The sequence below is a fragment of the Halorubrum sp. F4 genome, from assembly GCF_027257195.1.
In the GTDB taxonomy this organism is placed as follows: domain Archaea; phylum Halobacteriota; class Halobacteria; order Halobacteriales; family Haloferacaceae; genus Halorubrum.
On record NZ_JAPDFS010000002.1, the window covers coordinates 358726 to 383858 of the forward strand.

At 68.0% G+C, this 25133-nt stretch carries 24 protein-coding genes; 13 read left to right on the forward strand and 11 right to left on the reverse strand.

Features of this window, described 5'->3' with window-relative positions; translation table 11 throughout:
- On the reverse strand, window positions 1–414 hold the full coding sequence (locus OKW78_RS06570) for a MarR family transcriptional regulator (protein ID WP_281194400.1): 414 nt from the start codon (window positions 412–414) through the stop codon (window positions 1–3).
- A 105-nt stretch (window positions 415–519) separates the two neighbouring features.
- Here OKW78_RS06570 and OKW78_RS06575 point away from each other — a divergent pair, with 105 nt between their 5' ends.
- Complete coding sequence (locus OKW78_RS06575; RefSeq protein ID WP_281194401.1) at window positions 520–1068, forward strand: hypothetical protein; 549 nt, start codon at window positions 520–522, stop codon at window positions 1066–1068.
- A gap of 113 nt (window positions 1069–1181) precedes the next feature.
- Here the strand turns inward: OKW78_RS06575 and OKW78_RS06580 are convergent, their stop codons facing one another.
- Window positions 1182–1373, reverse strand: coding sequence for a UPF0175 family protein (locus OKW78_RS06580; RefSeq protein ID WP_122104501.1), 192 nt, complete (start codon window positions 1371–1373; stop codon window positions 1182–1184).
- A gap of 104 nt (window positions 1374–1477) precedes the next feature.
- On the opposite strand from OKW78_RS06580, the gene OKW78_RS06585 reads away from it, so the two are divergent.
- The gene (locus OKW78_RS06585) at window positions 1478–1660 is read left to right on the forward strand and encodes a hypothetical protein (protein ID WP_281194402.1); all 183 of its coding nucleotides are present in this window, start codon (window positions 1478–1480) and stop codon (window positions 1658–1660) included.
- A gap of 93 nt (window positions 1661–1753) precedes the next feature.
- Here the strand turns inward: OKW78_RS06585 and OKW78_RS06590 are convergent, their stop codons facing one another.
- On the reverse strand, window positions 1754–3673 hold the full coding sequence (locus tag OKW78_RS06590; RefSeq protein WP_281194403.1) for an ATP-dependent DNA helicase: 1920 nt from the start codon (window positions 3671–3673) through the stop codon (window positions 1754–1756).
- Window positions 3674–3799: 126 nt separating this feature from the next.
- Between OKW78_RS06590 and OKW78_RS06595 the strand changes: the two genes are divergently transcribed.
- The 8 genes from OKW78_RS06595 (at window position 3800) to OKW78_RS06630 (ending at window position 12832) form a co-directional block, all read left to right on the forward strand.
- Complete coding sequence (locus OKW78_RS06595; protein ID WP_281194404.1) at window positions 3800–5896, forward strand: long-chain fatty acid--CoA ligase; 2097 nt, start codon at window positions 3800–3802, stop codon at window positions 5894–5896.
- A 105-nt stretch (window positions 5897–6001) separates the two neighbouring features.
- Window positions 6002–6331 carry a ferredoxin family protein gene (locus OKW78_RS06600; RefSeq protein WP_122104497.1) on the forward strand — a complete coding sequence of 110 codons (330 nt, stop codon included), beginning with the start codon at window positions 6002–6004 and terminating at the stop codon, window positions 6329–6331.
- Window positions 6332–6525: 194 nt separating this feature from the next.
- Window positions 6526–7380: an electron transfer flavoprotein subunit beta/FixA family protein gene (locus OKW78_RS06605; RefSeq protein WP_281194405.1), complete on the forward strand. Its 855-nt coding sequence runs from the start codon at window positions 6526–6528 to the stop codon at window positions 7378–7380.
- Window positions 7381–7382: 2 nt separating this feature from the next.
- Window positions 7383–9029: an electron transfer flavoprotein subunit alpha/FixB family protein gene (locus tag OKW78_RS06610; RefSeq protein ID WP_281194406.1), complete on the forward strand. Its 1647-nt coding sequence runs from the start codon at window positions 7383–7385 to the stop codon at window positions 9027–9029.
- Entirely contained in the window at window positions 9026–10690 is a 1665-nt protein-coding gene (locus tag OKW78_RS06615) for an FAD-dependent oxidoreductase (RefSeq protein WP_281194407.1), read from the forward strand. Before OKW78_RS06610 ends, OKW78_RS06615 begins: the two co-directional genes overlap by 4 nt.
- A gap of 1 nt (window position 10691) precedes the next feature.
- Complete coding sequence (locus OKW78_RS06620; protein ID WP_281194408.1) at window positions 10692–11069, forward strand: hypothetical protein; 378 nt, start codon at window positions 10692–10694, stop codon at window positions 11067–11069.
- Between the two features lie 61 nt (window positions 11070–11130).
- Window positions 11131–11862: a GNAT family N-acetyltransferase gene (locus OKW78_RS06625; RefSeq protein ID WP_122104492.1), complete on the forward strand. Its 732-nt coding sequence runs from the start codon at window positions 11131–11133 to the stop codon at window positions 11860–11862.
- Between the two features lie 376 nt (window positions 11863–12238).
- Entirely contained in the window at window positions 12239–12832 is a 594-nt protein-coding gene (locus tag OKW78_RS06630) for a TRIC cation channel family protein (protein WP_281194733.1), read from the forward strand.
- Here the strand turns inward: OKW78_RS06630 and OKW78_RS06635 are convergent.
- The 5 genes from OKW78_RS06635 to sucC form a co-directional block, all read right to left on the reverse strand.
- Entirely contained in the window at window positions 12781–14088 is a 1308-nt protein-coding gene (locus OKW78_RS06635) for a tRNA (N(6)-L-threonylcarbamoyladenosine(37)-C(2))-methylthiotransferase (RefSeq protein ID WP_281194409.1), read from the reverse strand. The genes OKW78_RS06630 and OKW78_RS06635 overlap by 52 nt on opposite strands.
- 90 nt (window positions 14089–14178) lie before the next feature.
- Window positions 14179–14466 carry an ArsR family transcriptional regulator gene (locus OKW78_RS06640; RefSeq protein WP_122104490.1) on the reverse strand — a complete coding sequence of 96 codons (288 nt, stop codon included), beginning with the start codon at window positions 14464–14466 and terminating at the stop codon, window positions 14179–14181.
- A gap of 106 nt (window positions 14467–14572) precedes the next feature.
- Entirely contained in the window at window positions 14573–17062 is a 2490-nt protein-coding gene (locus OKW78_RS06645; RefSeq protein WP_281194410.1) for a GAF domain-containing protein, read from the reverse strand.
- Window positions 17063–17145: 83 nt separating this feature from the next.
- Window positions 17146–18015 (reverse strand): succinate--CoA ligase subunit alpha, encoded by an 870-nt coding sequence (gene sucD / locus OKW78_RS06650; protein WP_281194411.1) that lies wholly within the window; start codon window positions 18013–18015, stop codon window positions 17146–17148.
- Entirely contained in the window at window positions 18012–19157 is a 1146-nt protein-coding gene (sucC, locus tag OKW78_RS06655) for an ADP-forming succinate--CoA ligase subunit beta (RefSeq protein ID WP_281194412.1), read from the reverse strand. Before sucC ends, sucD begins: the two co-directional genes overlap by 4 nt.
- 304 nt (window positions 19158–19461) lie before the next feature.
- On the opposite strand from sucC, the gene OKW78_RS06660 reads away from it, so the two are divergent.
- Window positions 19462–20244 carry a response regulator gene (locus tag OKW78_RS06660; RefSeq protein WP_281194413.1) on the forward strand — a complete coding sequence of 261 codons (783 nt, stop codon included), beginning with the start codon at window positions 19462–19464 and terminating at the stop codon, window positions 20242–20244.
- Between the two features lie 72 nt (window positions 20245–20316).
- Here OKW78_RS06660 and OKW78_RS06665 read toward each other — a convergent pair whose 3' ends face one another.
- Window positions 20317–21723, reverse strand: coding sequence for an aspartate ammonia-lyase (locus OKW78_RS06665; RefSeq protein ID WP_281194414.1), 1407 nt, complete (start codon window positions 21721–21723; stop codon window positions 20317–20319).
- Window positions 21724–21809: 86 nt separating this feature from the next.
- On the opposite strand from OKW78_RS06665, the gene OKW78_RS06670 reads away from it, so the two are divergent.
- The gene (locus OKW78_RS06670) at window positions 21810–22079 is read left to right on the forward strand and encodes a hypothetical protein (protein ID WP_281194415.1); all 270 of its coding nucleotides are present in this window, start codon (window positions 21810–21812) and stop codon (window positions 22077–22079) included.
- 162 nt (window positions 22080–22241) lie between these two features.
- Complete coding sequence (locus OKW78_RS06675) at window positions 22242–23438, forward strand: PAS domain S-box protein (protein WP_281194416.1); 1197 nt, start codon at window positions 22242–22244, stop codon at window positions 23436–23438.
- Between the two features lie 33 nt (window positions 23439–23471).
- On the opposite strand, the gene OKW78_RS06680 is transcribed toward OKW78_RS06675, so the two are convergent.
- Together OKW78_RS06680 and OKW78_RS06685 are read right to left on the reverse strand one after the other, a co-directional pair.
- Entirely contained in the window at window positions 23472–23855 is a 384-nt protein-coding gene (locus tag OKW78_RS06680; protein ID WP_122104482.1) for a hypothetical protein, read from the reverse strand.
- 69 nt (window positions 23856–23924) lie between these two features.
- A complete protein-coding gene (locus OKW78_RS06685; RefSeq protein ID WP_281194417.1) occupies window positions 23925–24923 on the reverse strand; it encodes a phosphate uptake regulator PhoU in 999 nt (332 codons plus the stop codon).
- Between the last annotated feature and the right edge of the window lie 210 nt (window positions 24924–25133).

Sequence of the window (25133 nt, forward strand, 5' to 3'; positions counted from 1 at the left end):
TCACGTAGCGTCAGGGCGGGGTGCGTTCTCGTATTTGATCATCTTTTCGGGCTTCTCCGAGATGCTCTCGTAGATCCGTTGGAGAGTCTCTTCCGCGGCGAGGAGATCGTGTTTCTCGAGGAAATCTCGCCCCTCCTCCGTAAGGCCGTAGAACTTCCAGGGATATCCCTGCCGGCGCTGGTCGTCCTCGAGTGCGACTTCCCTGACGATGCCGGCGTCGATAAGCTTCTGGATATGCTTGTAGACGGTGGCATCGCTTACGCTGGGGTTGAGCTCCTCGAGTTCGTACATCGAAGCGAGCTGGTCGGGATGCTGGAGGATGTTGTTGATGAGCGCGAATCGCGTCTGTTGGGTGACGAAGTGAACGAGTTCGCGGGATTCGATTCCCCCAGTAGCTCCCAGATCGGTACTCATACGACATGGTACACGCCTCGGCGACAAGTAATTTGCTCTTGGGTAAACTACTCTATAGTAAGTTACTTCATAAATCATGTCATGCGCCGTTGAGAGGAACGGTGTATGTCCGACGAAGTGCTGCCTGTCTCCGAGGAGATCCTGACCAGTGCGAAGGACCAACTCGATGAAGAAGAGATCACGCTGGCGGACAACGAAGACATTCTTCACACTCTGAGCGAGTTGACTCCTGTCTACGAGAACGATCGGTCGTATTTCGTACTCGGAAACTACGATCGAGAGCCGATCCGTCGGCTGAATCTGGTGGTCGATCGTCTCACTCGCCGGCAGAACGCCTACGCCTTCCGAATGGTGGATATTCGAGGAGAGTGGGACAACAGCATTCAGAAGTTCTGCCTCATCGCTGATATCGTGACGTACCTCATTGGCATCGCCGAGAAGGGGGCGAGCGACTTTCTCGTCGAACAGGGACTCCTCGTCGGCACGACGGAGTACTTTTCGAAGAGTCACGTCCTCAAGCGGGAATACGAGGACGAGGAGCATCCGTTCGGTTGGATGCAGGACGGCGTCTTCGAGCTGTTCGACCAGGAAGGGCGGCTGTATCGCTGGCAAACCGAGGAGAAGCTCGTCGAAGCGGCTGAGAACCTTCCGTGACAGCAGAGTCTGGGGTATTTCGGATAAAACCGGTGGTGAACGCGAGTCGGCGTGGGGGTTTCCGTCGAACCGGTTCGGGCCGGGGGTCGGATCGGTCCCGATCGAGGGGCCGATCAGTCCGCGCGAGCGGTGTGGTCGCTCTCGAACGCCGCCGAGCGCTCGGCCTCGGTTACCTCGATGCCGCGTCGCTCCAGTTGCCGGACGAACTCGGCCTCGCTGACGCCCGCCTGCGTCGCCGCCTGTTCGAGCGTCAGCGTTCGCGCACCGTACAGCGTCAGCGCACTCGACAGCGCGTTCGTTGCCATACACACGTATCCAGCGTGAACGTTTATGAATGTTACTACTTCATTCAGGACCATGATACACCTTATACGATATAATGTGTCACACCACCGGCGAGGAATATATAATGATCCCTCATCCACACACCGATACGACGGGCGAGATCACCCGCTCGCTGTCGACGGAGGCCCGGAGGAATTATGCGTCTCTGCGGTCGAATCCGAACATGGACAGACAACAGGCCATCGCGCTGTTCTTCGCGTTCCTCATGGTGAGTTCCATGGTCGCCTGGGGCGTCAGCTTCCTCTGACCCCGATCGGACGGTCCCGAACGAACGAACCGTAGCGGTCGTCACCCGGCAGTCGTCGGTCCGCTCAACCGCCTCTCGCCGGTCGTCCGTCGTTCAACCGTCGCCCCAGACGTCCGAGAGCGGGTGGTCCTCCCGCCGCTCGGCGTCGGCCTCGGACCGGGTACGCGTCGTCCCGTCGTCGGTCGCGCCCGTCGATCCGCCCGTGCCGGTCGCCTCCGAACGCCCCGACGTTCCGCCGGCGCTTCCGCCGCTGCCGCTCGATTTGCCCGGCCGCCCGGAGGATGCGGAACCTCTCGACCTGCCGTTCCGGCGGCCGGCACGGCCGGGGCCGGACGGGTCGGCGTCGATCCCCGCGAGCGCGGCCGACGGGTCGAACTCGGGGAGGTCGGGGGTCGTCATCGCGTCGATCTGGTCGCGGAACCACGGCGGGGTGTCCGCCGCCGCGCGATCGAAGAGGTCCAGAAGCGAGTCGTCCGCGAGGTACGTCGCCCCGTGGTCGTCGGGCGCGCGAACGACGCGGCCGCACGCCTGTATCACGGTGCGCAGCGCGGTTCGATGGTACCACGGCCACTGCCCGTCGGCCAGCCGCCGGGCGACCCGCGAGTCGTTGGTGTTGCGGTAGGGCGCCTTACACACCACCTGCCAGCGACAGAGGTCGCCCTCCAGATCGAGCGCCTCCTCCATCTTCACGGAGACGAACACTTCGGGATCGGAGCTCGCCTTCCACGCCTCGAGTTCGGCGTCGCGGTTCGCCCGCGTGTGTCGACGGACGCGCGCGGCGACGCCGAACTCGCCGAGCCGCTCGACGATCCGTCCCGCGATGTCGTAGGAGTGTGCGTGGATCAACCCCTTCTCGTCGGGGTGTTCGGCCATCAGCCGGACGATCAGGCGGGCGATCCTCGGCACCGTCTCGTCGCGGTGCTCGTAGGTCATCGGCCCCTGCGTCACGTCGTAGAGGGGGCGATTCGCGAGCGGGAAGGTGTGTTCGACGTCGACGAGCGCCACGTTCGCGGGGTCGAGCCCGACCCCCCGACAGAACGCCTCCTTCGAGAGGATCGTCGCCGACAGCAGCGCGAACTTCTCGCCGCGGTCCCAGACGGTGTGTCTGAGGTAGCGCGCGGGGTCGAGCGGCTTGATCGCGATCGCCGAGCCCTCGCCGTCGGGCTGGTCGACGACCCAGGTCGTCGGCGAGTCGAGGTCCCGGTAGTCCTCGAGGAACCAGCCCAACTCGGAGATCAGCTCCCCGAGCCGGTCGCGTCTCGCGACCTCCTCGCGGCTCAACTCGGGCCGTCCCGTCAGCTCGTCTTTCGCCCGCTTCGCCACGTCGCGGAGGCTCTCGACGAACCGGGCGGTGCGGTCGAGCGCGTCCTCGTCGTCGCCGGCGTCGCGCTCGACGTCCGGGACGCCCACGTCGTCCCAGACCGGGACGCGCTCGGGCGAGAGGTCGATCGTCGCGTACATCTCCGCCCACTCGGCGAGCCCGTGGGCCTCGTCTATCACGACCACGTCGCGCTTCCGGAACACCTCCGAGCCCGCGGTCCGCATGAAGTACGCGAGCGTCATGGCGGCGAACCGGCCCGACGAGGCGATCGCCCGGTCCGAGAAGTACGGACAGCGGTGTTTGATGCTGCAGTCGAAGCCCTGCTCGCGGGCGCAGGGCGCGCGGTCGACCGACGTGTCGTGTTCGCCGGGGAGGACGCAGTCGTAGTTCGACTTCCCGCGGATCACCTTCAGGTCCTCGAGGAGGTCGTCGCTCGCGACGTCGTCGAGCTGGGAGACCTGCGGAGTGGTGTAGTACGCGTCGGTCGGCTCGCTCGGCGCGGCGTCGGCGACCTCGCGGGCCGATCCCATCACGGCCCGCGCGAGCAGGGACTTGCCGCTGCCGGTCGGCGCGCGCACCAACACCACGTCGTTGCCGGCGGCGAAGGCGTCGCGGACGTCCGCGAGCGCGCGCTCCTGTGTGCCGCGGAAGCTCGGAGCCGGGAACTCCGCGGGGATCCGGTCGGGGTCCACACGACCCCCTCGCGCGCTCCGGGAATTAAACCCTCGGAGTGGAGGGACTAGTCGGAGCGGGACAGTCGAGCGAAAGAAACGAACAACAGCCGGATCGTTTATGACACTCCCGGGAGTCTCGGCGGTATGAGTTGGCAGGAAGCCGAGCGGCGGTTCGCGGACGACGCCATCGCCCGCGAGACCCTCCCTCGAACGTTCGAGCGCTCCGCCGCGCGCAACGCCGATCGGGTCGCCCAGCGCTACAAGGGCGGGGTGTACGACCGGTCGCTCGTCGCGGCGGGCGTCATCGACCCCGCCCCCGACGGCGACTACGCCGGCCTCACGTACGCGGAGATGCGGACGATCGTCCGGAACCTCGCGGCGGGGTTCCGCGAGGTCGGCGTCGCGGACGACACCCGACTCGCGATCTACGCGGGAACGCGCATGGAGTGGGCGCAGGTCGACTTCGCGGCGCTCGCGGCCGGTGCGGTCGTCACGACGGTGTACGCCTCCTCGTCGCCGTCGCAGGTCCGCTACCTGCTCGAGGATCCCGGGGCAACGGTCGTCGTCGTCGAGAACCGCGCGCTCCTCGGGGAGGTGCTCGACGTCCGCGACGACCTCGCCCACGACCTGGACGCGATCGTGGTGATGGACGAGATCGGCGGCGGAGGCGGCGGGGGCGGAGGCGGCGAGGACGGCGGGGGCGACAGGAGCGGAGGCGACGGGGACGGCGACGATTCGGCCGCCGGCGACGAGGACGTGTACTCCCTCGGCAGGCTCCACGAGCTCGGCGCGGACGCCTTCGAGGAGGCGGCCTACGAGTCGTGGCTCGACTCGACCGCCGTCGACGACCTCGCGAGCCTCATCTACACCTCCGGGACGACGGGCCAGCCGAAGGGCGTCCGGCTGACTCACGACAACTTCCGGTCGAACGTCAACCAGTGTTACCGGCGGTTCGCGGACCGGCCCGACCGCGATGCAGAGGTCCCGGGGATCTCCGCCGATTCGACCACCCTCTCGTTCCTCCCGCTCGCGCACGTCCTCGAGCGGCTGGCGGGCCACTACATGATGTTCACGGCCGGCGCGACCGTCGGCTACGCCGAGAGCCCCGACACGCTCCGGGAGGACTTCGGACTCGTTCGGCCGACGACGACGACGAGCGTTCCGCGGGTCTACGAGAAGCTCTACGACGCGATCCGCGATCAGGCGTCCGAGTCCTCGGTGAAACAACGGATCTTCGAGTGGGCCGTGGCGGTCGGGCGAACGCACCACGAGGCCGACGCTCCCGGTCCGCTGCTCGACGCGAAGCGCGCGCTCGCCGACCGGCTCGTCTTCTCGTCGGTTCGGGAGGCGCTCGGCGGTAACGTCGACTTCTTCATCTCCGGCGGCGGATCGCTGTCGGCGGAGCTGTGTGCGCTGTATCACGCGATGGACCTCCCGATACTGGAGGGGTACGGGCTCACGGAGACGTCGCCGGTGGTCTGTGTCAACCCGCCCGAGGAGCCGAAGGTGGGCACCATCGGGCCGCCGGTCGTCGACACCGAGATCGCGCTCGACGGCCGCGTCGTCGGCGAGGAGGTCGCGGACGTCCCGGGCGACGTCGGCGAACTGCTGGTTCGCGGCCCGCAGGTGACGACGGGGTACTGGAACCGGCCCGACGCGACCCGCGAGGCGTTCTCGGCGCACGACGCGCTTCCCGAGGAGGCCGTCGTGGCGGGGGCCCCGCCCGGTGAGCGCGGCGGCGACCCCGAGGAGCCGTGGTTTCACACCGGCGACATCGTCCAGCTCCGTCCCGACGGCTACGTCGCCTTCCGTGAACGGGCCAAACAGCTGCTCGTGCTCTCGACGGGCAAGAACGTCGCGCCCGGCCCGATCGAGGACCGCTTCGCCGCCAACGAGTTCGTCGAGCAGTGCGTCGTGCTCGGCGACGGCCGCAAGTTCGTCTCGGCGCTCCTCGTTCCGAACTTCGAGGGGGTCAAGGCGTGGGCGGACGCGGAGGGGATCGACCTCCCGGCGGATCGACGAGGGATCTGCCGGGACGAGCGCGTCCGCGAGCGATTCCAGGCGGAGGTCGACGCGGTGAACGAGGCGTTCGAGCCGTACGAGCGGATCAAGCGGTTCCGGCTGGTCGAGGAGGAGTTCTCCGAGGAGAACGACCTGCTCACGCCGACGATGAAGAAGAAGCGCCGGAAGGTCCTCGACCGCTTCGCCGACGAGATCGAACTGATCTACGAGGAGAAGTAGGAACGCCTCACCCCCGAGCCGACGCCGCGGGCCACCTCTCTCCCGATACGATCGGGAGATCAGACCTCAATTTTAAATAGTTATAGATAACCGGTAACGTGTAACATGTCGATAGATCCCAACTTCGAGGAGAACAGGGAGGTCGTCGACGAGCACGAGGGGCATGACGTCTGGGGGCCCGTGGACGAACCGGAGCAGCTGGGGATACACGGCACGCACGTCGCGGTCGACTTCGACATCTGCCTCGCCGACGGGGCCTGCATCGAGGACTGCCCCGTCGACGTGTTCGAGTGGGTGGACACTCCCGGCCATCCCGAGAGCGAGATAAAGGCCGACCCGGCCAACGAGCCGCAGTGCATCGACTGTATGATCTGCGTCGACGTCTGTCCCGTCGATGCCATCGACGTCGACGCGGGCCGAGCCGGGCGGACCTGAACCGGACGGACCTGAGTCGGGCGACCGACCCTCGGATGGCGTCCTGCCGGTCCTGACGGTCCTGGCCGCGTCCTTCGCTCCCGACTCGGGGCGAGGCGACGGTCACCGTCACGAACGGAGGATCGAGTTCGTGTATATAACACGAACAACAATTAAGGAACCACCCGTCGGATCGAACACGTGGGGATGTAACAATGAACATGGTCGTTCTAACGAAAGGCGTTCCGGATTTCCGGGAGGGACAGGTCTCCTTCGACGAGGACGGACACCTCGAACGGGGAGAAACGCCGACGGTGATGAACCCGAACGACGAGCACGCGCTCGAGGCCGCGCTACAGACGAAGGTGCGGCAGGGCGGCACCGTGAGCGTGATGAGCATGGGACCGCCGGGCTACGGGGACGTCCTCCGCGAGGCGATGGAGTCGGTCTACGCCGACGACCTCTACCTGCTGTCGGACCGCGAGATGGCGGCCGCGGACACGTGGGCGACGGCGATCACGATCGCGACCGCCCTCGAGGAGATGGAGCCCTCGCCCGACCTCGTCTTCGCGGGCTTCAAGACGGCCGACGGGGAGACCGGCCACGCCGGGCCACAGACCTGCTGGGCGTACGGGATGCCGATCGTCACCCACGTCGTCTCCCTGGAGATCGACCCGGACGAGGAGCGTCTGCGCGCGAAGCGGCTCGTCGAGGGCGACATCGAGGAGATAGAGACCGTCGAGACGTCGCTTCCGGCGTTCGTCGTCGCTGATCCCGAGTTCGAGCCGTCCTACCGGCGGGCCGAACACCGCCTGCGTCACAGGGACCTCCGCGAGGAGACGCGGGAGCGCGCCGCGGACCACGAGGAGCACATGACGGTGTGGGACCACGCCGACCTCAACCTCGACCCGGACTACATCGGCCTCGACGGCTCCCCGACGGTCGTCTCCTCGGTCGATCCCATCCCGAAGGCCCCCGCCGAGCGCGAGGCCACGATGGTCGATCCCGAGCGCGACGAGGAGATGCGGCAGGTGTTCGAGGAGATGGCACCGCTCGCGGGGGGTGAGTGAGCATGACGGAACCGCCGCTCGACCCCGGCGAGTACACGATCCAGGAGCTGGGTCCCGAGATCCAGACCATCGAGGACGTCGACGGGCTGCGGGCGATCCTGGAGGCCGAGGCGGCGGGCGAGAACCGCGCGGGAGCGAAAACCCTCATCGAGAGCCGGATCGAGAAATTTAGCGAGGACGAGGAGGAGGCCGGCGAGATCGACCCGGCCGAGATGACGGCCGCCGAGGTGGGTAACGCGCTTCAGGACATCGACGACCCCGACGAGCTGGAGCGGATCCGCGACGCCGAGGCGGCCGGCGAGAGCCGCGATAGCGTGCTCACGCTCGTCGACAATCGCCTCGACTCGGTACGCGGCAGCGACGAGGAGGCGGCGGCGGTCGTCCCGCCGGAGGAGAAACACCCCGATCTCGACCACCCGACCGCGGACAAGCGACACGTCCGCGCGCTGGAGGACGGCACCTACGGGGACATGTGGATGTACTGTGAGACGCAGGCCGGCGAGCTGATCGACGCCTCCCTGGAGATGCTCGGGAAGGCGCGCGAGCTGATGGACGACTACACCGACGAGTACGACGCCGAGGAGAAGGTCGTCGCGGTGCTCGTCGGCGACGACGTCGCGGGCCACGCCGAGACGTGTATCGAACACGGCGCCGACGTGGTCGTCTATCACGAGGACGCCCGGCTGAGTCGGTTCCGACACGAGCCGTACACCCGCGTGTTCTGCGACATGGCGCGCTGGGGCGGCGACCCCGGGGCGGGGAATCCCGACCCCGCGGAGTGGCGCGACTACGACGAGCCCCGGTACGTCCTGTTCCCGGCGACGCACAACGGCCGCGACCTCTCGGCGCTGGTACAGGCCGAACTCGACTCGGGGCTCGCGAGCGACTGCTCCGGGCTCTACATCGAGAACGCGGTCATCTCGAACCCCGCGAAGACGGGCGGCGAGGACCGCGAGTTCGAGCGCGTCCTCCACATGAAGCGACCGGACTTCAGCGGCTTCGAGTACTCGACGATCCTCTGTCTCGACAACCCGAGCCGCGAGTTCCACCCGCAGGGTGCCTCGGTCATCCCCGGGAGCTTCGAGACGCCCGAACCGGATCCCGAGCGGGAGGGCGAGGTCGTCGAACACGAGTTCGCCCTCGACGAGGAGTGGTTCCGCGTCGACGTCGAGGAGTTCGACCGCCTGGAGGGCGGCGTCGACCTGACGGGTCACGAGGTTATCGTCGCGCTCGGGCGCGGGATCGGCGCGGACCCGACGCACGGGATGGAACTCGGTCTCGATCTGGTCGACGCGTTCGAGGACGCCGCACTGGGGATCTCCCGGGGGATCGTCACCTCCTCCTACCAGTTCGAGGGCCACGTCGAGCGGTACGCCGCCGAGGAGCGGCAGATCGGCGAGACCGGCCAGGAGGTGGAACCCGACCTCTACGTCGCCGCCGGCATCAGCGGTGCGATCCAGCACAAGGTCGGAATGGACGAGTCCGACACCATCGTCGCGATCAACACCGACCCCGAGGCGGACATCCGCGACTTCTCGGACTACTTCATCGACGGCGACCTCTTCGAGGTCCTGCCGCGACTGACCGAGGCGCTCGAAAGCGGAGAGTTGGACGCCGAGGCCGTCGCCGACGGGGGTGAGACCGAATGACCGAACGCGAACGCTACGAGGCCGTCGTCGTGGGCGCGGGCCCCGGCGGCGCGGCGGCCGCGGCCGTGCTCGCCCGCAACGACGTGGAGACCCTCGTGTTGGAGCGGGGCGTCGAGGCCGGGTCGAAGAACGTCTCCGGGGGGCTCCTCTACGCCGAGGAGTCGGCTCCCTACGCCATCGACGACCTGTTCCCCGGGTTCCGGGAGGCCGCCACGGAGCGTCCCGTCACGGACTACTACCTCCACAACCTCGCCGGCGATCGGGTCGAGACCTTCGACATCACCGACCTCCACGAGCACGACACCGAGTGGTCGGACGCCGTCCTTCGCCGGAAGATGGACTCCTGGCTCGCCGAACGGGTCCACGAACTGACCCGCGAGACCGGCGGCGGGCTGCTCACCGGCGTCCGGGTGAACGGCCTGCTCCGCGAGGGAGGCGAGATCGTCGGCGTGACCTGCGACGAGCTCGACCCCATCGAGGCCGACCTCGTCGTCGCCGCCGACGGCGTGAACAGCGAACTCGCTCGCGACGCCGGGCTGATGGACTGGGAGGAGCCGGAGGAGTGGTTCCAGGGCGTGAAGGCGGTCGTGGACATGCCCGAGGGAGCGATCGACGACCGGTTCGGCCTCGACGGCGACGAGGGCGAGGCCCACCTGTTCTCCGGCGACCTCTTCGAGGGCGTCCGCGGCGGCGGGTTCCTCTACACCAACGAGGACACCCTCTCGATCGGCACGGTGTTCCACCTCGACAGCCTCGTCGCGGAGGAGGCCGAGCCTCACGAACTGCTCGACGCGCTGCTCACGCATCCGCTTCTGGCCCGCTGGCTCGACGACGGGTACGAGGAGTTCGAGTACGCCGCGAAGCTCGTTCCCGACTCGAAGAAGGTCGCCCACCCCTCGCCACACGAGGCTCGCCTCGTTCTCGTCGGGGACGCCGCTGGGCAGATGCAGGCACAGGGCCCGATCATCAAGGGAATGAACCACGCCGTCACGGCCGGCGCGCTCGCCGCCGAGGCGTTCTCGGAGGCACGATCGCGGAACGACCCGGACGCGGCGGGCGACCTCTACGAGCGGAAGCTCCGCGACGAGGGGGTGATGAAGAAGCTCCGTCCCCCGCGGTACCGCGCGGTTCGAGCGCTCGCGGAACACGATCCGGTCACGGACGCCCTGGACGCGGTGCTGGAGTCGCCGGTCGGACGGTTCGGCGTGCGGGCGCTCGGCGATCGTCTCGAGACGCTGTACGGCTCGCCGTTCCTCTCGATGATGGTGCCGGACACCCGGACGCCGTACGTGACCCTGCCGACGGTCATCGCGGAGGAGCTCGGCGAGCGGATCGGCGGGGAAAACGACGTGGATCCGCCGGACCTCGCCGATCGGATCGGCGACCTCACCTACGACGTCGACGTGGGCAACCCGCACATCGAGGTCGACGACGACTCCTTCGCGGCCAGCGGCGACGCCGTGACCGCCTGTCCGGTCAGCGCCCGCGACTTCGGCGGCGGCTGCTACCGCGAGGAGACGGTCCGGACGAACGGCGACGAGCGGACCGTCGTAAGCCTCGACACCCAGCCATGCGTCGAGTGCGGCACCTGCGCCGTCGTCGCGGACACCGACTGGGAACACCCCCGCGGCGGGAAGGGCGTCGAGTTCCGGCAGGGATGAGATGACGGCCTCACAGTACGCCCAGCGGATCGCCGACCTGGCCGGTCGGGCTCGCGAGGAGCGGGAGTCGTTCGAACCTCCGGCGTCGCCGCCGGCCGAGGAGCGCGGTCTCGAGTACCTCCGGAAGGGGCTCGGTCCGACGATCGCGGTGTACCTCCGGGCCCGCACGGGTGACGAGCACGTCCGACTCTCCGAGGTCGAGCTGTCGATGCTACAGGCGGCGGTGAACGACTGGGTGGCGCTGTATCTCCGGTGTCACGGCTCGCCTCGCGACCCCGACGTGACCGTTCGGGAGGCCGCGGAGCTGCTGGTCGAGACGCACAACGTCCGCGACACCGCACAGCTGCTCACCGACGTCCCGCCGCGAACCGGACGGTAGTGTTGGAAATTAAATATAATTTATAATTAAACATAAGTGAGAGTGTGTGGTAGTATCAGGCATGATACGGGAAGTAGAACACAAGGACCGTCGAGACATCTACGAGTACGTCCAGGATCGGGGCCGCGTGGCGTACGAGGCGGCCCGGGAGGACCTGGGGTTCGATCCGACGCAGTTCGGACACCACATCACGATCCTGAAGCGTGACGGGCTGTTGCGGGAGGAGGGCGGCGAACTCGTGCCCGGCGTCGAGGACGACTTCGGGGGTGGGGCCGAAGAGGAGTTCGCCGGCGAGGCGGTGTCGTTCAACATCCGACCGGCGCGACAGCCCGACCTCTCGGGGCTCCTCGGAGTGATACGCGACGCCGTCGAGGACGGCAACGACGTCGTCGCGGAGAACATCGCGGACATCCTCGACGAGGAACAGGTGCTCTACCAGCAGGGCGGGGTGAAATCCCGCGTGTTCTTCGTCGCGACCGTGAACGGCGACGTGATCGGCTGGGTCAACATCAGCCATCCGGAGCTGGAGAAGCTGAGCCACACCGCGGAGCTCACGGTCGGCGTCCTCCCCGAGTACCGGCGAAACGGGATCGGGAGCCACCTCCTCGAACGCGGTCTCGAGTGGGCCGCCGATGAGGGCTACGAGCGGATCTACAACAGCGTCCCCTCGACGAACGAGGAGGCGATCGCGTTCCTCGAAGCGCACGGCTGGGAGGAGGAGGCGACCCGCGAGGGCCACTACCGCATCGACGGCGAGTACGTCGACGAAGTGATGATGGCCGTCACGCTCTGATCGCCCCCGGCGGCGGCGATCGACGCCCCCCGCGGGCCGTCTCGCGGCCGCCGAGAGTCGTCCGGTCGCGGAGACGCCCCGCTCTGGACTCGCTCGCCCCGACAGCAAGCGAGCTTTTTCCCGTGTCCACCCTGATCTATTCTCAGTAATAGTATCTGAATTCATCACACATTCGTACGGCTCGAAACCCACCCTTCCGGCGATGTCGGAGACCCGAAACGCGGTCGATCCGGTTCGGGGCACCGTGTCGACGGCTGCGACCCACGTCGCCGGGGCGATGACCACGCTGGCGGTCGTCGACGGGAGGACGCCGAACGCCCCGGGACCGGATCCGCTGACGGCAGATTCAACCGTTCACCCCGCGGAGGGATCCACAGTGAGCCGGGATCTCCTCATCGTGCTGTTCGGCGACCCGTTCGCGGTGATGAACACCGTCGGGCTCGTCGCGTTCGCGCTCGTCGGGTCCACGAAGGCGATCCGCGAGGACTTCGATCTCTTCGGGATCACCATCGTCGGGCTGGCGATGGCGTTCGCCGGCGGGGCGACGCGTGACCTCCTCGTGATGCGAACGCCGTTGGCGCTCCAGTCGCCGATCGAGATCGCGCTCGGGCTGTTCGGCGTCGCGCTGGCGATCGGGCTCGCCGCCTTCGCCACCACGGGGGCGATCGTCGCCACCGAGGCGGGCGTCTCCGCGTTCGGCGTCGTCGCGATCGCGACGATCAACGCCGTGGGCGGCGGCGCGTTCGCCGACCTCCTCCTCGACCGAGCCCCGTTCATCCTCTTCGAGGACTTCTACGCCAACTGTGCCGTGCTGGGCGGGCTCACCTACGTCGTGGCGGGAGCCGTCGGCGTCGTCGGCAGCACCGCCGCCGCGCTCTGTGCGGCCGTCACCGTCGTCACGCGGCTCGCGGCCGTCACCTACGGCTGGGAGCTTCCCACGGCCGGCGAGCTGGAACCGCCGACGCGCTGACGCTCGTCGACCGGATCGCCGAACGCGTAGACGGTGTTGTGGCTCGTCACCTCGACGGTGAGGAAGTCCCCCACTTCGACGCCGCGGTCGGTCGCGTTCCGGACGATTATCTGCCGGTAGGCGGAGTCGCGGCACTTCACGGAGTCGCCGGTGCCCTCCTCGACGACCAGCACCTCGAACTCGTCGCCGACCATCGACCCGTACGCCTCGCCGACGACCTCCATCTTCAGCTCCGACATCGCCTTCGAGCGCTCCTTCTTGACCGTCCCGCCGAGTCCCTTCATGTCCGCGGCGTCCGTCCCGGGTCGCTTGGAGAAGCGGGTGACGTTGATCTTCTCGGGGCGGACCTCCCGCAGGAGGTCCATCGACCGTTCGTGATCGGCGTCGCTCTCCGTCGGGAAGCCGACGATGAAGTCGGTCGAGAGCGTCCAGTGGTCGAGCCGGTCGTCGAGCGCCGACACGACCTCCCGGAACTTGTCGACGCGGTGTTGCCGGCGCATGTCGGCGAGCACGTCGTCGGAGCCGGACTGTACGGGCGCGTGGATGAAGTCGTACAGCTTCTCGTTTCGCGCGAAGACGTCCGCCAGCTCCTCGTGGATGCCGTGGATCCCGCCGGGGTTCGCCATCCCGAGCCGGACCCGGAACTCGCCGTCGATGTCGCAGATCCGGTCGAGCAGTTCTGGCAGCTTCCGGTCGCCGGTGTCCCAGCCGTAGACGCCGGTGTCCTGACCGGTCACGCGGATCTCCTTCGCGCCGGCGTGGACCAGCGCGCGGGCCTTCTCGACGTTCTCCTCGATCGGCGGGGAGTCGACGCGTCCGGTCGCGAACTTGGTGATACAGTACGAGCAGTTGCTCATACAGCCGCGCGCGATGGGGAGGATGCCGATGGTGCCGTCGAGGATCGGCTCCGTGTCGGGGGTGTGCGTGGGACACTCGCCGTTGAGGACGTGCTCCGGGACCTCGTCCCAGTGGAGCACCTCGGCGTCGATGCCGGCCTCGCGGAACTCCTCGCCCTGTGCCAGCGCCATACAGCCGGTGACGACGAGTTCGGCGGTTCGGGCCTCGAGCTCCTCGGCGCGGCGGAGCATGTTCCGCTCGGTCTTCTCGACGACCGTACAGCTGTTGAGGATGGCGACGTCGGCGTCCTCGGGACCGTCGGCCGGCCGGTGGCCGCCGTCCCGGAGGGCGCGTTCGATCGCGCGGCTCTCGCCCCGGTTGGACGTACAGCCGTACGTCTCGATGTGGTACGTCGCCATCGGTTATCCGTCATACCCGGCGGGCGGGCAAAAGGGCGACGGATCGGGGAGAAGCGTATCGGGTCGACTCCCCGGTCGCCGTCGCGTCGGTCAGTCCTCGGCGGCGACCGCGGACGGCGCGGCCCCGTGAGCGGACTCCGCCTCCACGGGGTCGGCCGGTTCGTACACGGAACGACGCGCGTCGGTGGGACAGAACCCCTCCTCGACGAGGTCGGCGTCGGCCAGCTTCTCGATCGCGAACCGGACCGTGCGCGTCGAGAGCCGGGTCTCCGCCGCGAGCCCCGTCTGGTCGAACCGCCCCTCGGCGTCGAGTACGTAGTACACGAGCTTGGCGCTCGGCGGGAGCGGTTCGAGCCGTTCGCGTACGTCGTCGTCCATACCGATCGGTGGGGCGAGCCGGGCATAACCGTGGTCCGGGTGTGCGCTGGTCGCGCACGTCCGATGAACGGGACTCGGGATCCGTGGTTCGGCCGGGTCTCGGCGGCTACCCTTCGGTTCGGAACTGGAATCGGGCACCGTCTCCGCCCTCGGTTCCACTCCCGGCTCCGTCCTCGTCGACCGTCACTCGCCAGCCGTGTGCGTCGGCGATCTCCCTGACGATCGCCAGCCCGAGCCCGGACCCGTGGTCGTCGCTCGAGACCCCGTATTCCATCGCCTCCTCGGGGTCGACGCCGTCGAAGCCCGGGCCGTCGTCGGCGACGAAGAAGCCGTCCGACAGCGTTCCGACGTTCACGGTTACGCCCGGGCCAGGGTCCGCCCGGCTTTCAGTCGAGCCGTGCTCGACGCTGTTCCGAAACAGGTTCTCGAGGAGCGTCCGGAGTCGCTCCGGATCGGCGTGGACGGTCGTGTCCCCCGTTTCGACCTCGAGAGTGACACCGTCCGTGTCGACGGTCCGCCACGCTTCCGTCGCGGACTCGGCGAGCGCGACCGGCTCCGGATCGTCGACCGTCCGCCCCTCTCTGGCCAGCTCGAGGAGGTCGTCTATCAGCTCGCCCATCCGTTCGTGGGCGTCCTCGACCAGATCGAGCTGCTCGTGGGCGTCCTCGCCGTCGATCAGCCCGCGGAGGAGCTCGAGCCGTCCGTTCGCGACGGTGAGCGGGTTCCGGAGGTCGTGGCTCACCACGCCCGCGAACTTCTCGAGCCGGTCGAGCTCACGCTGGAGCGCGGCGTCGCGCTCGCGGAGCTGTTCGGTTCGCTCCGCCCGGTCGAGCGCGGCGGTCACGTTCGCGGCCAACACCCGCGCGAGCTGGACGTCGGTGTCCTCGAAGAACGACGGCTCCGGCGACCCGAGCGGCATCACGCCGTGGTCGCCGAGCGGCACGACGAGGAGGCTCCGGAGGTCGCCGTACTCGACGGCCGTCCCCGTCGCCGCGAGGTCGTCGACGACGACCGTCTCGCCGCGGTCGAACGCGTCCCACACCCGCCCGTCGCCCGGACCGAACGGGGGCCGATCGCCGATCGCCGCGGTCGCCTCCTCGCTTATCACCGTCGGGCGGAGGGTTCCGGTATCGGGGTCGTACAGCCGGACGGCGCTGTTCGGGAACCCGAGCGTGTCGATCGCCGTCCGCGCCGCGATCCCGGCGACCTCCTCGCGGTCCTCCCCGCGGAACATCTCGCGGGTCGCCTCGTGGAGTCGGCGGAGGGTCCGTTCGACCCGCTTCTGCTCGTCGATGTCGGCGTACACCAGATGGAGGAGTACCCCGCCGTCCCGTTCGGTCGGGATGGCGTTTAAAACGAAATCCCGGATGCCGTCGGTGGTCCGCCGCTCGACTTCCGTCCGGATCGTGTCCATGTCGGTGTCGAACCAGTCCGGCTCGATCGACTCGGCACCCTCCGGAAGCGTGGCCGCACACATCTCCTCGTAGGTGACCTCGCCCGCGGCACAGCCGAACGTCTCCTCGAACGCGACGTTCGTCTCGTCGAGCCGACGGGTCCCCTCTTCGTCGATCACGAGCCGGGCGACCGGCGACGGGACGTTGTCGAAGAGCGCCGCGAGCCGGTCGCGCTCCGCGCGGAGGGCCCGTTCCGCCTCGATCTGTTCTATCGCCTCCGCGGCGTGTGCGGCGACCAGTTCGGCGAACTCCACGTCCCGCTCGTCGAAGGTGGCTCGACCGCCGGAGATCGCCTGGAGGAGCCCGTACCTCCCGATCGGAACGCTGATCGCCGATTCGATGTCGTCCGCGACCGGGTCGGCGTCCGCCGACGTGTCGACCTCGTCGACGAGGAACGTCCGTTCCTCCGCCACGGTTCGGCCCGCGAGTCCCTCGCCGAGCTCGAACCGCCGCACGTCGTCGTCGGTGACGCCCTCCGAGAGCGCCGCGGGGTAGACGTACTCGCCGTCGCGTCTGGCCGTGAGACACCGGTCGAACTCGAGTACCTGCTCGGCGACGTCGACGACCCGCTCGAACACCTCCGCGACGGTGTCGACCGAGGAAAGCTCGGTCGCGAACTCGTGGATCGCGGTCACCTTCCGATTGACCTCGCGGAGGTCACACTCGACCTGTCGGCGCGAGAGCGCGTTTCGGACGCGGTTCGCGAGCATTTCGTACTGGTCCGTCCCCGACCCCTTCTGGAGGTAGTCGGTGACGCCCGCGGAGATGGCCTCGCTCGCGATCTCCTCGCTTCCCTTCCCCGTGAACAGCACGAACGGGAGGTTCGGGTACTCCTCACGGACCGTTCCGAGCAGCTCCAGCCCGGTGGCCTCCGGCATGTCGTGGTCGCTGACGACGCAGTCGATCCGGCGCTCCCGGAGCAGTTCGAGCGCCGCCGGCGGCGACGTCGCCGTCACGGCCTCGACGTCGTCGAGGAGCCGATCGAGGTACGTCGCCGCGAGGTCCGCCGCGCCGGGCTCGTCGTCGACGACGAGGACGACCTTTCGGCGCCCCACCGTGTCGGCACCCGCGGACCGCCCGGTTCCGTTCCCCCCGTCGGACCCGTCCGGTCCGCCGGAATCGTTCCCGGGGCGTGGTTCCATACGGTCCGACACACCGTGTGTTTATTTGAACGTTTCGCGGAAGAATCAGGATCGATAGCCGCGGCGGGGACGGACGAGCGCTCCTAGAGGAAGCTCTCGACGTGGTCGGCGACCTCCTCGGGGGTGTCGCCGACGGGGACGCCCGCGTCGTTGAGCGCGTCGATCTTCGACTCCGCGGTACCCGTCCCGGACCCGGAGACGATGGCGCCCGCGTGGCCCATGCGCTTGCCCGGCGGCGCGGTGCGGCCGGCGATGAAGCCGGCGACCGGCGTGTCCATGTGCTCGCCGATGAACCGCGCGGCCTCCTCCTCGTCCTCGCCGCCGATCTCGCCGCACATCACGACCGCGTCGGTCTCGGCGTCGGCCTCGAACGCCTCCAGCGCGTCGATGAAGGAGGTGCCGATGATCGGGTCGCCGCCGATGCCGATGGCGGTCGTCTGGCCGATGCCGCGCTCGGTGAGGTTATCGACGACCTGGTAGGTCAGGGTACCCGAGCGGGAGACGAGCCCGACGTTGCCGTCGGCGAAGATGTTGCCCGGCAGGATGCCGAGTTTCGCCTCGCCCGGCGTGATGATGCCCGGACAGTTCGGGCCGAGCAGTCGCGTGTCGGTCTCGCCGAGACGCTTGTTCACCTTCGCCATGTCCTGGGTCGGGATCCCCTCGGTGATCGCCACGGCGAGGTCGAGGTCGGTGTCGAGCGCCTCGAAGACCGCGTCGGCGGCGAACGCCGGCGGCACGAAGATCACGGAGGCGTCGGCGTCCTCCGCCTCGACGGCCTCGTCCACGGTGTCGTAGACGGGGACGCCGGCGGCCTCCTGGCCGCCCTTGCCGGGCACCGCGCCCGCGACGACGTTCGTCCCGTACTCGATCATCTGTTCGGCGTGGAACTTCCCTTCCCCGCCGGTGATCCCCTGGACCACCACGCGCGTGTCGTCGTCGACGAAAATGCTCATTGGGCCACCTCCTCCGCGTTCTTCACCGCACGCTGGACCGCGTCCTCCAGCGTCTCCTCGACCTCGATCAGGTCGGTGTTCAGGATCTCCATTCCCTCCTCGGCGTTGGTCCCCGCGAGCCGGACGACGACCGGCTTCGGGATCTCGTCGAACTCGGCGAGCGCCTCGTTGATCCCCTTGGCGACCTCGTCGCCGCGGGTGATCCCGCCGAAGATGTTGAAGACGACGCTGTCGACGTTGGGGTCAGAGAAGACCATGTCGAGCGCCTGCGTGACGCGTTCGGCCTTCGCGCCGCCGCCGATGTCGAGGAAGTTGGCGGGCTTCCCGCCGTAGTAGTCGACCAGGTCGAGCGTGGTCATCACGAGCCCCGCGCCGTTGCCGATGATGCCGACGTTACCGGACAGGCGGACGTAGTCGAAGCCGTACTCGCCGGCCTTCCGCTCGAGGTCGTCCTCGTAGGACTCCTCCGCCATCTCCGCGAGCTCGGGCTGACGGAACAGCGCGTCCTCGTCGACGTTCATCACCGCGTCGGCGGCGACGACGTCGCGGTCGCCCGTGATCATGACCGGGTTGACCTCGATCTCCGAGGCGTCGCTGTCCTCGTAGAGGTCGTACAGCGTCGAGAGGATCGACGCCACGTCGAGCGCGACGTCGGCGTCGACGCCGGCCTCGTAGACGACCTTGCGGGCCTGATACGGGTGGAGCCCGAACGCGGGGTCGACGTGCTCGCGCGCGATCGCGTCGGGGTTCTCCGCCGCGACCTCCTCGATGTCGACGCCGCCCTCCGTCGACACCATCAGGACCGGCTTCCCCTCGCCGCGGTCCATCGTCACGCCGACGTACAGCTCGTCGACGAAGTCGACGCCCTCCTCGACGAGGACCCGGTCGACGGTGTAGCCCTTGAGGTCCATCCCGAGGATCTCTCCGGCGTACTCCTCGGCCTCCTCGCGGTCGGTCGCGATCTTGATCCCGCCGGCCTTCCCGCGGCCCCCCACGTGGACCTGCGCTTTGATCGCGGCCGGGTAGCCGATCTCGTCGACGGCGTCGAGGACCTCCTCGACGCTCGCCGCCAGCCGGGAGTTCGGTACGGGGATCCCGGCGTCGGCGAAGATAGTCTTCGCTTGATGTTCGTGAAGTTTCATCCGTTTGGGATCGGTGCGGACTGCGGCTTAAATGGTGTCGATTCGGCGTGAGCGACGAGTACGACGGGAGACGGGAACGCGACGGTCCTCGGACCGACGACGCGTCGGACGGGTCGGATCGACCGGCCGTACCCCGCCGATCGAACGAGCGTGACGGATCCGTCGGGATCCCGGTCGGCGATCGGTTTCGACGGTGATTCGATCACGAAACCGGATGCGGTCACGACGCGGAGCCGACCCGAACCGGTCCAACGGATTTATCTTCTCGTACGGAGTTCTGCCATTCGGTATCGGTTAGCATACAATGAACGGCTCAATCAGCGTCCTTCACGTCGACGACGAGGCGGGGTTCGCGGAGATGACCGCCGCCTTTCTCGAACGGGAGGACGATCGCCTGGAGGTCGAAACGGCGACGAGCGCGGACGAAGGACTCGATCTCCTCGCCGACGGCGAATTTCAGTGTGTCATCTCCGACTACGACATGCCGGAGAAAAACGGGATCGAGTTCCTGCGTCGCATCCGCGAACGGTGGCCCGACCTGCCGGTCATCCTGTTCACCGGCAAGGGCAACGAGGAGGTCGCGGGCGACGCGATCTCCGCGGGCGTCACCGACTACCTCCAGAAGGGGTCGGGGACGGACCAGTACGACATCCTGGCCAATCGCGTCACCAACGCCGTGAGCAAGCTCCGGGCCGAACGGCAGGTGGAGGAGGAACGCCGGCGGTTTCGGACGCTCTTCGATCGCCTCTCGCAGCCGACCGTCGAGGTCGAGTACGAAGCCGGCGAGCCGATCGTGGAACGGGTCAACCCGGCTTTCGAGGAGACCTTCGGCTACGACGTCGACGAGATCGTCGGCGATTCGCTCGACGCGTACATCGTCCCCGAGGACCGAACGCAGGGAGCGAGACGGATCAACCGACACGTCCAGGACGGCGGACGTCTCAACTCGGAGGCGGTTACACGTCGAACCGCGGACGGCCTCCGTCGGTTTCTCCTTCAGAACGCCGTCTACGACGACGGTTCGGGCGGGTTCGCGATCTACTCCGATATCACCGAACGGAGCGAAACGGAGGAGCCCGAACGGTGAGTCTCGACCGTTCCGACGCATACGGACCGGGCAGACGCGACCGAACGTCCGGCCCTCGGCTAGTCGGCCGACTCAGTCGTCGCCGAGGATGACGCGGTGGGTCATCGCCTCGGGGTCGAGCACCTCGTCGGCCTCCGCCTCGGTGAGGTACCCCTCGTCGACGGCGACCTCGCGGACGCTCTTGTCCTCGGCGAGCGCCTTCTTCGCGACCTTGCTCGCCTTGTCGTAGCCGATCGCGGGGTTGAGCGCGGTCGCGAGCGCCATCGACTGCTCGACGCGCGTCTCGCAGTACTCCTCGTTCGCCTCCAGCTTCGCGACGAAGCGCTCGCCGAACGTCTCGGCCGCGTTCGAGAGCAGCTCGGCCGACTGGAGGAAGTTGTGCGCGATCACGGGCTTGTAGAGGTTGAGATCGATCTCGCCGCGGGCCGCGCCCGCGGAGACGGCGGCGTCGTTGCCGACGACCTGCTTGTGGACCTGGTTGACCGACTCGGCGACGACCGGGTTGATCTTCCCGGGCATGATCGACGAGCCGGGCTGGTTCTCCGGCTGTTCGATCTCGCCCAGGCCGTTTCGCGGGCCGGAGGCGAGCAGCCGCAGGTCGTTCGCGATCTTGTTCATGCTGCCGGCGACGGTCCGGAGCGCGCCGTGTGCCTCCGCCATCGCGTCGTGGGCGGCCTGCGCCTCGAAGTGGTCGTCCGCCTCGCGGAACTCCGTGCCCGTCGCCTCCGAGACGTACTCGGCCGCGAGCCCGGGGAACTCCGGGTGGGTGTTGAGTCCGGTCCCGACCGCCGTCCCGCCGAGCGCGAGCTCGCGTAGGTTCGACTGGACGGCCTCGACGCGCTCGATCCCCTTCGCGATCTGGGTTCGGTATCCGCCGAACTCCTGGCCGAGCCGGACCGGCGTGGCGTCCTGGAGGTGAGTTCGGCCCGTCTTGACGACGCCGTCGAACTCGGCCTCCTTCGCCTCCAGCTCCGCGTGGAGCGTCTCCAGGGCGGGCACGAGGTCCTTCTCGACCGCTTCGAGGGCGGCCACGTGCATCGCCGTCGGGATCACGTCGTTCGACGACTGGCCGTAGTTGACGTGGTCGTTGGGGTGGACGACGCGGTCGCCGATCTCCGCGCCCGCGATCTCGGCGGCGCGGTTGGCGATCACCTCGTTGGCGTTCATGTTCGAGGAGGTACCCGAGCCCGTCTGGAAGACGTCGACGGGGAACTGGTCGTCGTGGTCGCCCGCGATCACCTCGTCGGCGGCGGCGACGATCGCCTCCGCGGTGTCCTCCGCTATCAGGTCGAGGTCCCGGTTCGCCTGCGCGGCCGCCTTCTTCACGACGCCGAGCGCGCGGACGAACCGCCGCCCGAACCCGATCCCCGAGATCGGGAAGTTCTCGACGGCTCGCTGGGTCTGTGCGCCCCAGTAGGCGTCGGCCGGCACCTGCATCTCCCCGAGGCTGTCCTCCTCCGTGCGGTAGTCCTCACCCATGTCCGGACCTTCCCGGGAGACGGAGTAAAAGCTACCCTTCCCGGCGTGGCCGCATCGCTTTTGTCGTCTCCCGTGGAAGGACGAGCATGCGAGCCCACTTGCTCCTCGCCGCCGGAATCCTCGGGCTGATCGAGGCGGTCGCCCCCGGTCCGCTCGTTCGCGTGCTCACCCGCGTCGCCTACCGGAACGCCGAGGACGCGGAGCCGAAGTCGTGGGTCCTCACGGCCGCCCGCGTCGAGGGCGCCGTCATCGTCGCCGGCGCGCTCGTCGGGCTCTTCCGGCTCGCCCGAGCCGACGGTTCGGAACCGGACCGACGGAGCGACGACGGCCCGTCGATCGAGTCTCGATCCGAGTGAACCACCTCGGGATAAAGTCCCGAGGATTCCCGTAGATCGCCCGAATCGGGCCGCTCGACCGCCGTCGTCGCGGTCCGTCGTTGCGGTCCGTCGTCGCGAGTCGGTACGCTTCGATCCCCCGGACCCGAAGATATATTTCACGTGACTGTCTTCCGTACTATCATGACCGAGCCCCTCCATCGGCCGGAGGCGGACCGGAACGAGCGGATCCGCGTCCTCCACGTCGACGACGATCGGGAGTTCACCGAACTCGTCGCCACGTTCCTCGAGCGCGTCGACGACGCGTTCTCGGTCCGGTCGGAGACCGCCGCCGCCGACGCGTTGGAGGCGCTCGAGACGGAAGACGAGCGGATCGACTGTATCGTCAGCGACTACGACATGCCGGGGGCCGACGGACTGGAGCTGCTCGAGACGGTCCGCGACCGCGACGTCGACGTCCCGTTCGTGTTGTTCACGGGAAAGGGGTCCGAGGAGATCGCGAGCGAGGCCATCTCCGCGGGCGTCACCGACTACCTCCAGAAGGAGGGCGGCACGGACCAGTACACCGTGCTCGCGAACCGCGTCCGAAACGCGGTCGATCAGCACCGGTCCAAACGGGCGCTGGCGGCGAGCCAGGACCGGCTCTCGCGGTTCATCGAGCAGTCGCCGCTCGGCATCATCGAGTACGACGAGACGTTCGAGATCGTCCGTGTGAACCCGGTCGCCGAGGAGATAACCGGCTACACGGCCGAGGAGCTCGTCGGCGGGACGTGGATGCCGATCGTCGCCGAGGCGGACCGACGGCGCGTGGCGGAGATCGAGCGGGGCCTGCTCGCCGACCGTGGCGGCTATCGGAGCGTCAACGACAACGTCACCCGCGACGGCGAGCGGATCCGCTGTGCGTGGCACAACCAGGTGGTGACCGACGACGACGGCGAGGTCATCCGCGTCTTCTCACAGTTCGAGGACATCACCGAACGCGAGGAACGGAAACGCGAACTCGAGCGCACTAATTCGGTCCTCTCGACGGTGTTCGACACGCTCCCGCACGGCGTGCTCGTCGAGGACGCCGACCGTCGCGTCCTCGCCGTTAACCACCGACTGTACGACCTGTTCGAGATCGACGGGAACCCCGAGGAGGCGGTGGGAGCCGACTGCGAGCGGTTCGCGATCGAGGTGAGCGACCGCTTCGCCGATCCGGAGGGGTTCGTGACCCGACTGAGTTCGGTCGTCGAGGCGGGAGAACCGGTCTACGACGAGCGGCTGATACTCGCCGACGGAGGGACGCTCAGGCGGACCTACCGGCCGGTCGATCTTCCGGAGGGTGACGGCCATCTCTGGCTGTATCGCCCCGGTGGGGACGAGGCGGCCTCGGAGTGAGGGTGACGCAACGGATCGCGGTTGGGGCCGTCGCTACAGGTCCGAGAGCCGGATCCCGTCGTCGACGAGCCGGAAGTTGCGCTCGCGGTCGAGCTCGCCGGCGAGCCACTCGTGTTCGTACAGCTGGCCGATCAGCTCGACGTAGAGGTTCCGCCAGGCGATCGCGTAGATCGGCGACTGCCCCCACGCGCGGAGTTCGGGCACGAACTCGTGGTAGGTGCTCGCCTGCTCCTCCATGCGCTCGATCGCGTCGACGACGACCGCCGCCGCCTCCGCCGGGTCGCTCCCGTCGATCTCCCCGTTCAACCGGGACTGGATCCCGGCGATTGCCCGCCGCATGTCCCGCTCCGCGGTCTCCTCTCCCTCCGGCAACGACTCGATGACCCCTCGCGGGACGCCTAACTCGATCTCGGGCATGTACCGGACTCGACCGTGGACGGACAAAAAGACACGACCTTCGTCCGGTTCGAGTCCGTCGACGACGACTCAGGGGGTCGGTGCGGCCTTCTGGAGGGCGGTCTCGGCGACGTTCCCGCCGTAATCGGCCGACCGGAGGACCGAATCGACCACGAGTCCCAGGAGTTGCGCGCGCGTCGGATCGAGCCCGCGGAGCAACTCGTCGATGGCCCGCACGCGCTCGTCGATGGCCCGCACGCCGGTTCGCGCCTCGTTCGCCAGCCGGGTGGCCTCGTCGTTGTCCTCGGCGAACAGCGCGTCCATCGCCGTGTCGACCACCTCGACGGCGTCGCCGTGGAGGTCGTCGATGGCGTCGATCACGTCCTCGGGAAGCGGCTCCTCGATGTTCAACGTCAGGTGGGCGATCTTGGTCGCGTGGTCGCCGATCCGCTCCAGCTGGCGGGCGCTCGAGTGGTAGTCGAAACACTCCTCGCGGGGCAGCCCGAGCTCCTCCGCGGCCTTCGGCGTCCGGAGCGTGGCGCGGAAGATCCGCGAGACGACGAGCCATAGCCGGTCGAGGTCGTCGTCCCGACCGATCACGTCGCGCGCGAGGTCGTGATCGAGCTCCGAGAGCGCCGTGATCGCGTCCTCGAGCATCGACAGCGATATCAGTCGCATTCGGGTGACGGCGTTGTGGATCGACAGCTCCGAGGAGTCGAGTAGGTCCCGGATCACGACGCGGTCCTGGGTCTCCTCCAACACCTCGAGGCCGACGAGGCTCTGGACCGCCTCGCGGACCGTCGAGCGCTGTTCGGTGGTGATCTCCCCGCCGGTCAGCTCGATCACGTCGAACCCGCTGACGTACATCGTCGTCACCGCACGGGTGAGGTCCTGACCCGCCAGACCGGTGATATCGAGGGTACCTCGGGTGCGTTCCTCCTCCGAGCGCGGCGTGAGAAAGAGCGAGTCGCCGTCCGGGTAGAACTCCACCTCGCTTCCGGCACCGACGTCGTTCTCGGTCGCCCAGGACTTCGGGATCGAGACCGTGTACGTCGAGCCGCCGGTGACTTGCACCTTCCGCGTTTCCATGCGATCGGATCGTGGCCGGCCCGACTTAAGCCTGTGTTAAAATATATAGACGTCCTTCGTTCCGAGGGTCGCTCCGTGGGCCAATATGTGTCGATAGTGGTGCCATATCCGGGGGTTCGAGATGGTTTCCGTTCGAATACATAGGTTCGACGCTGGATATATATGATCGTTCGCGATTCGTGGGCGATCCGTCGATCGCTTCGGGTCTGC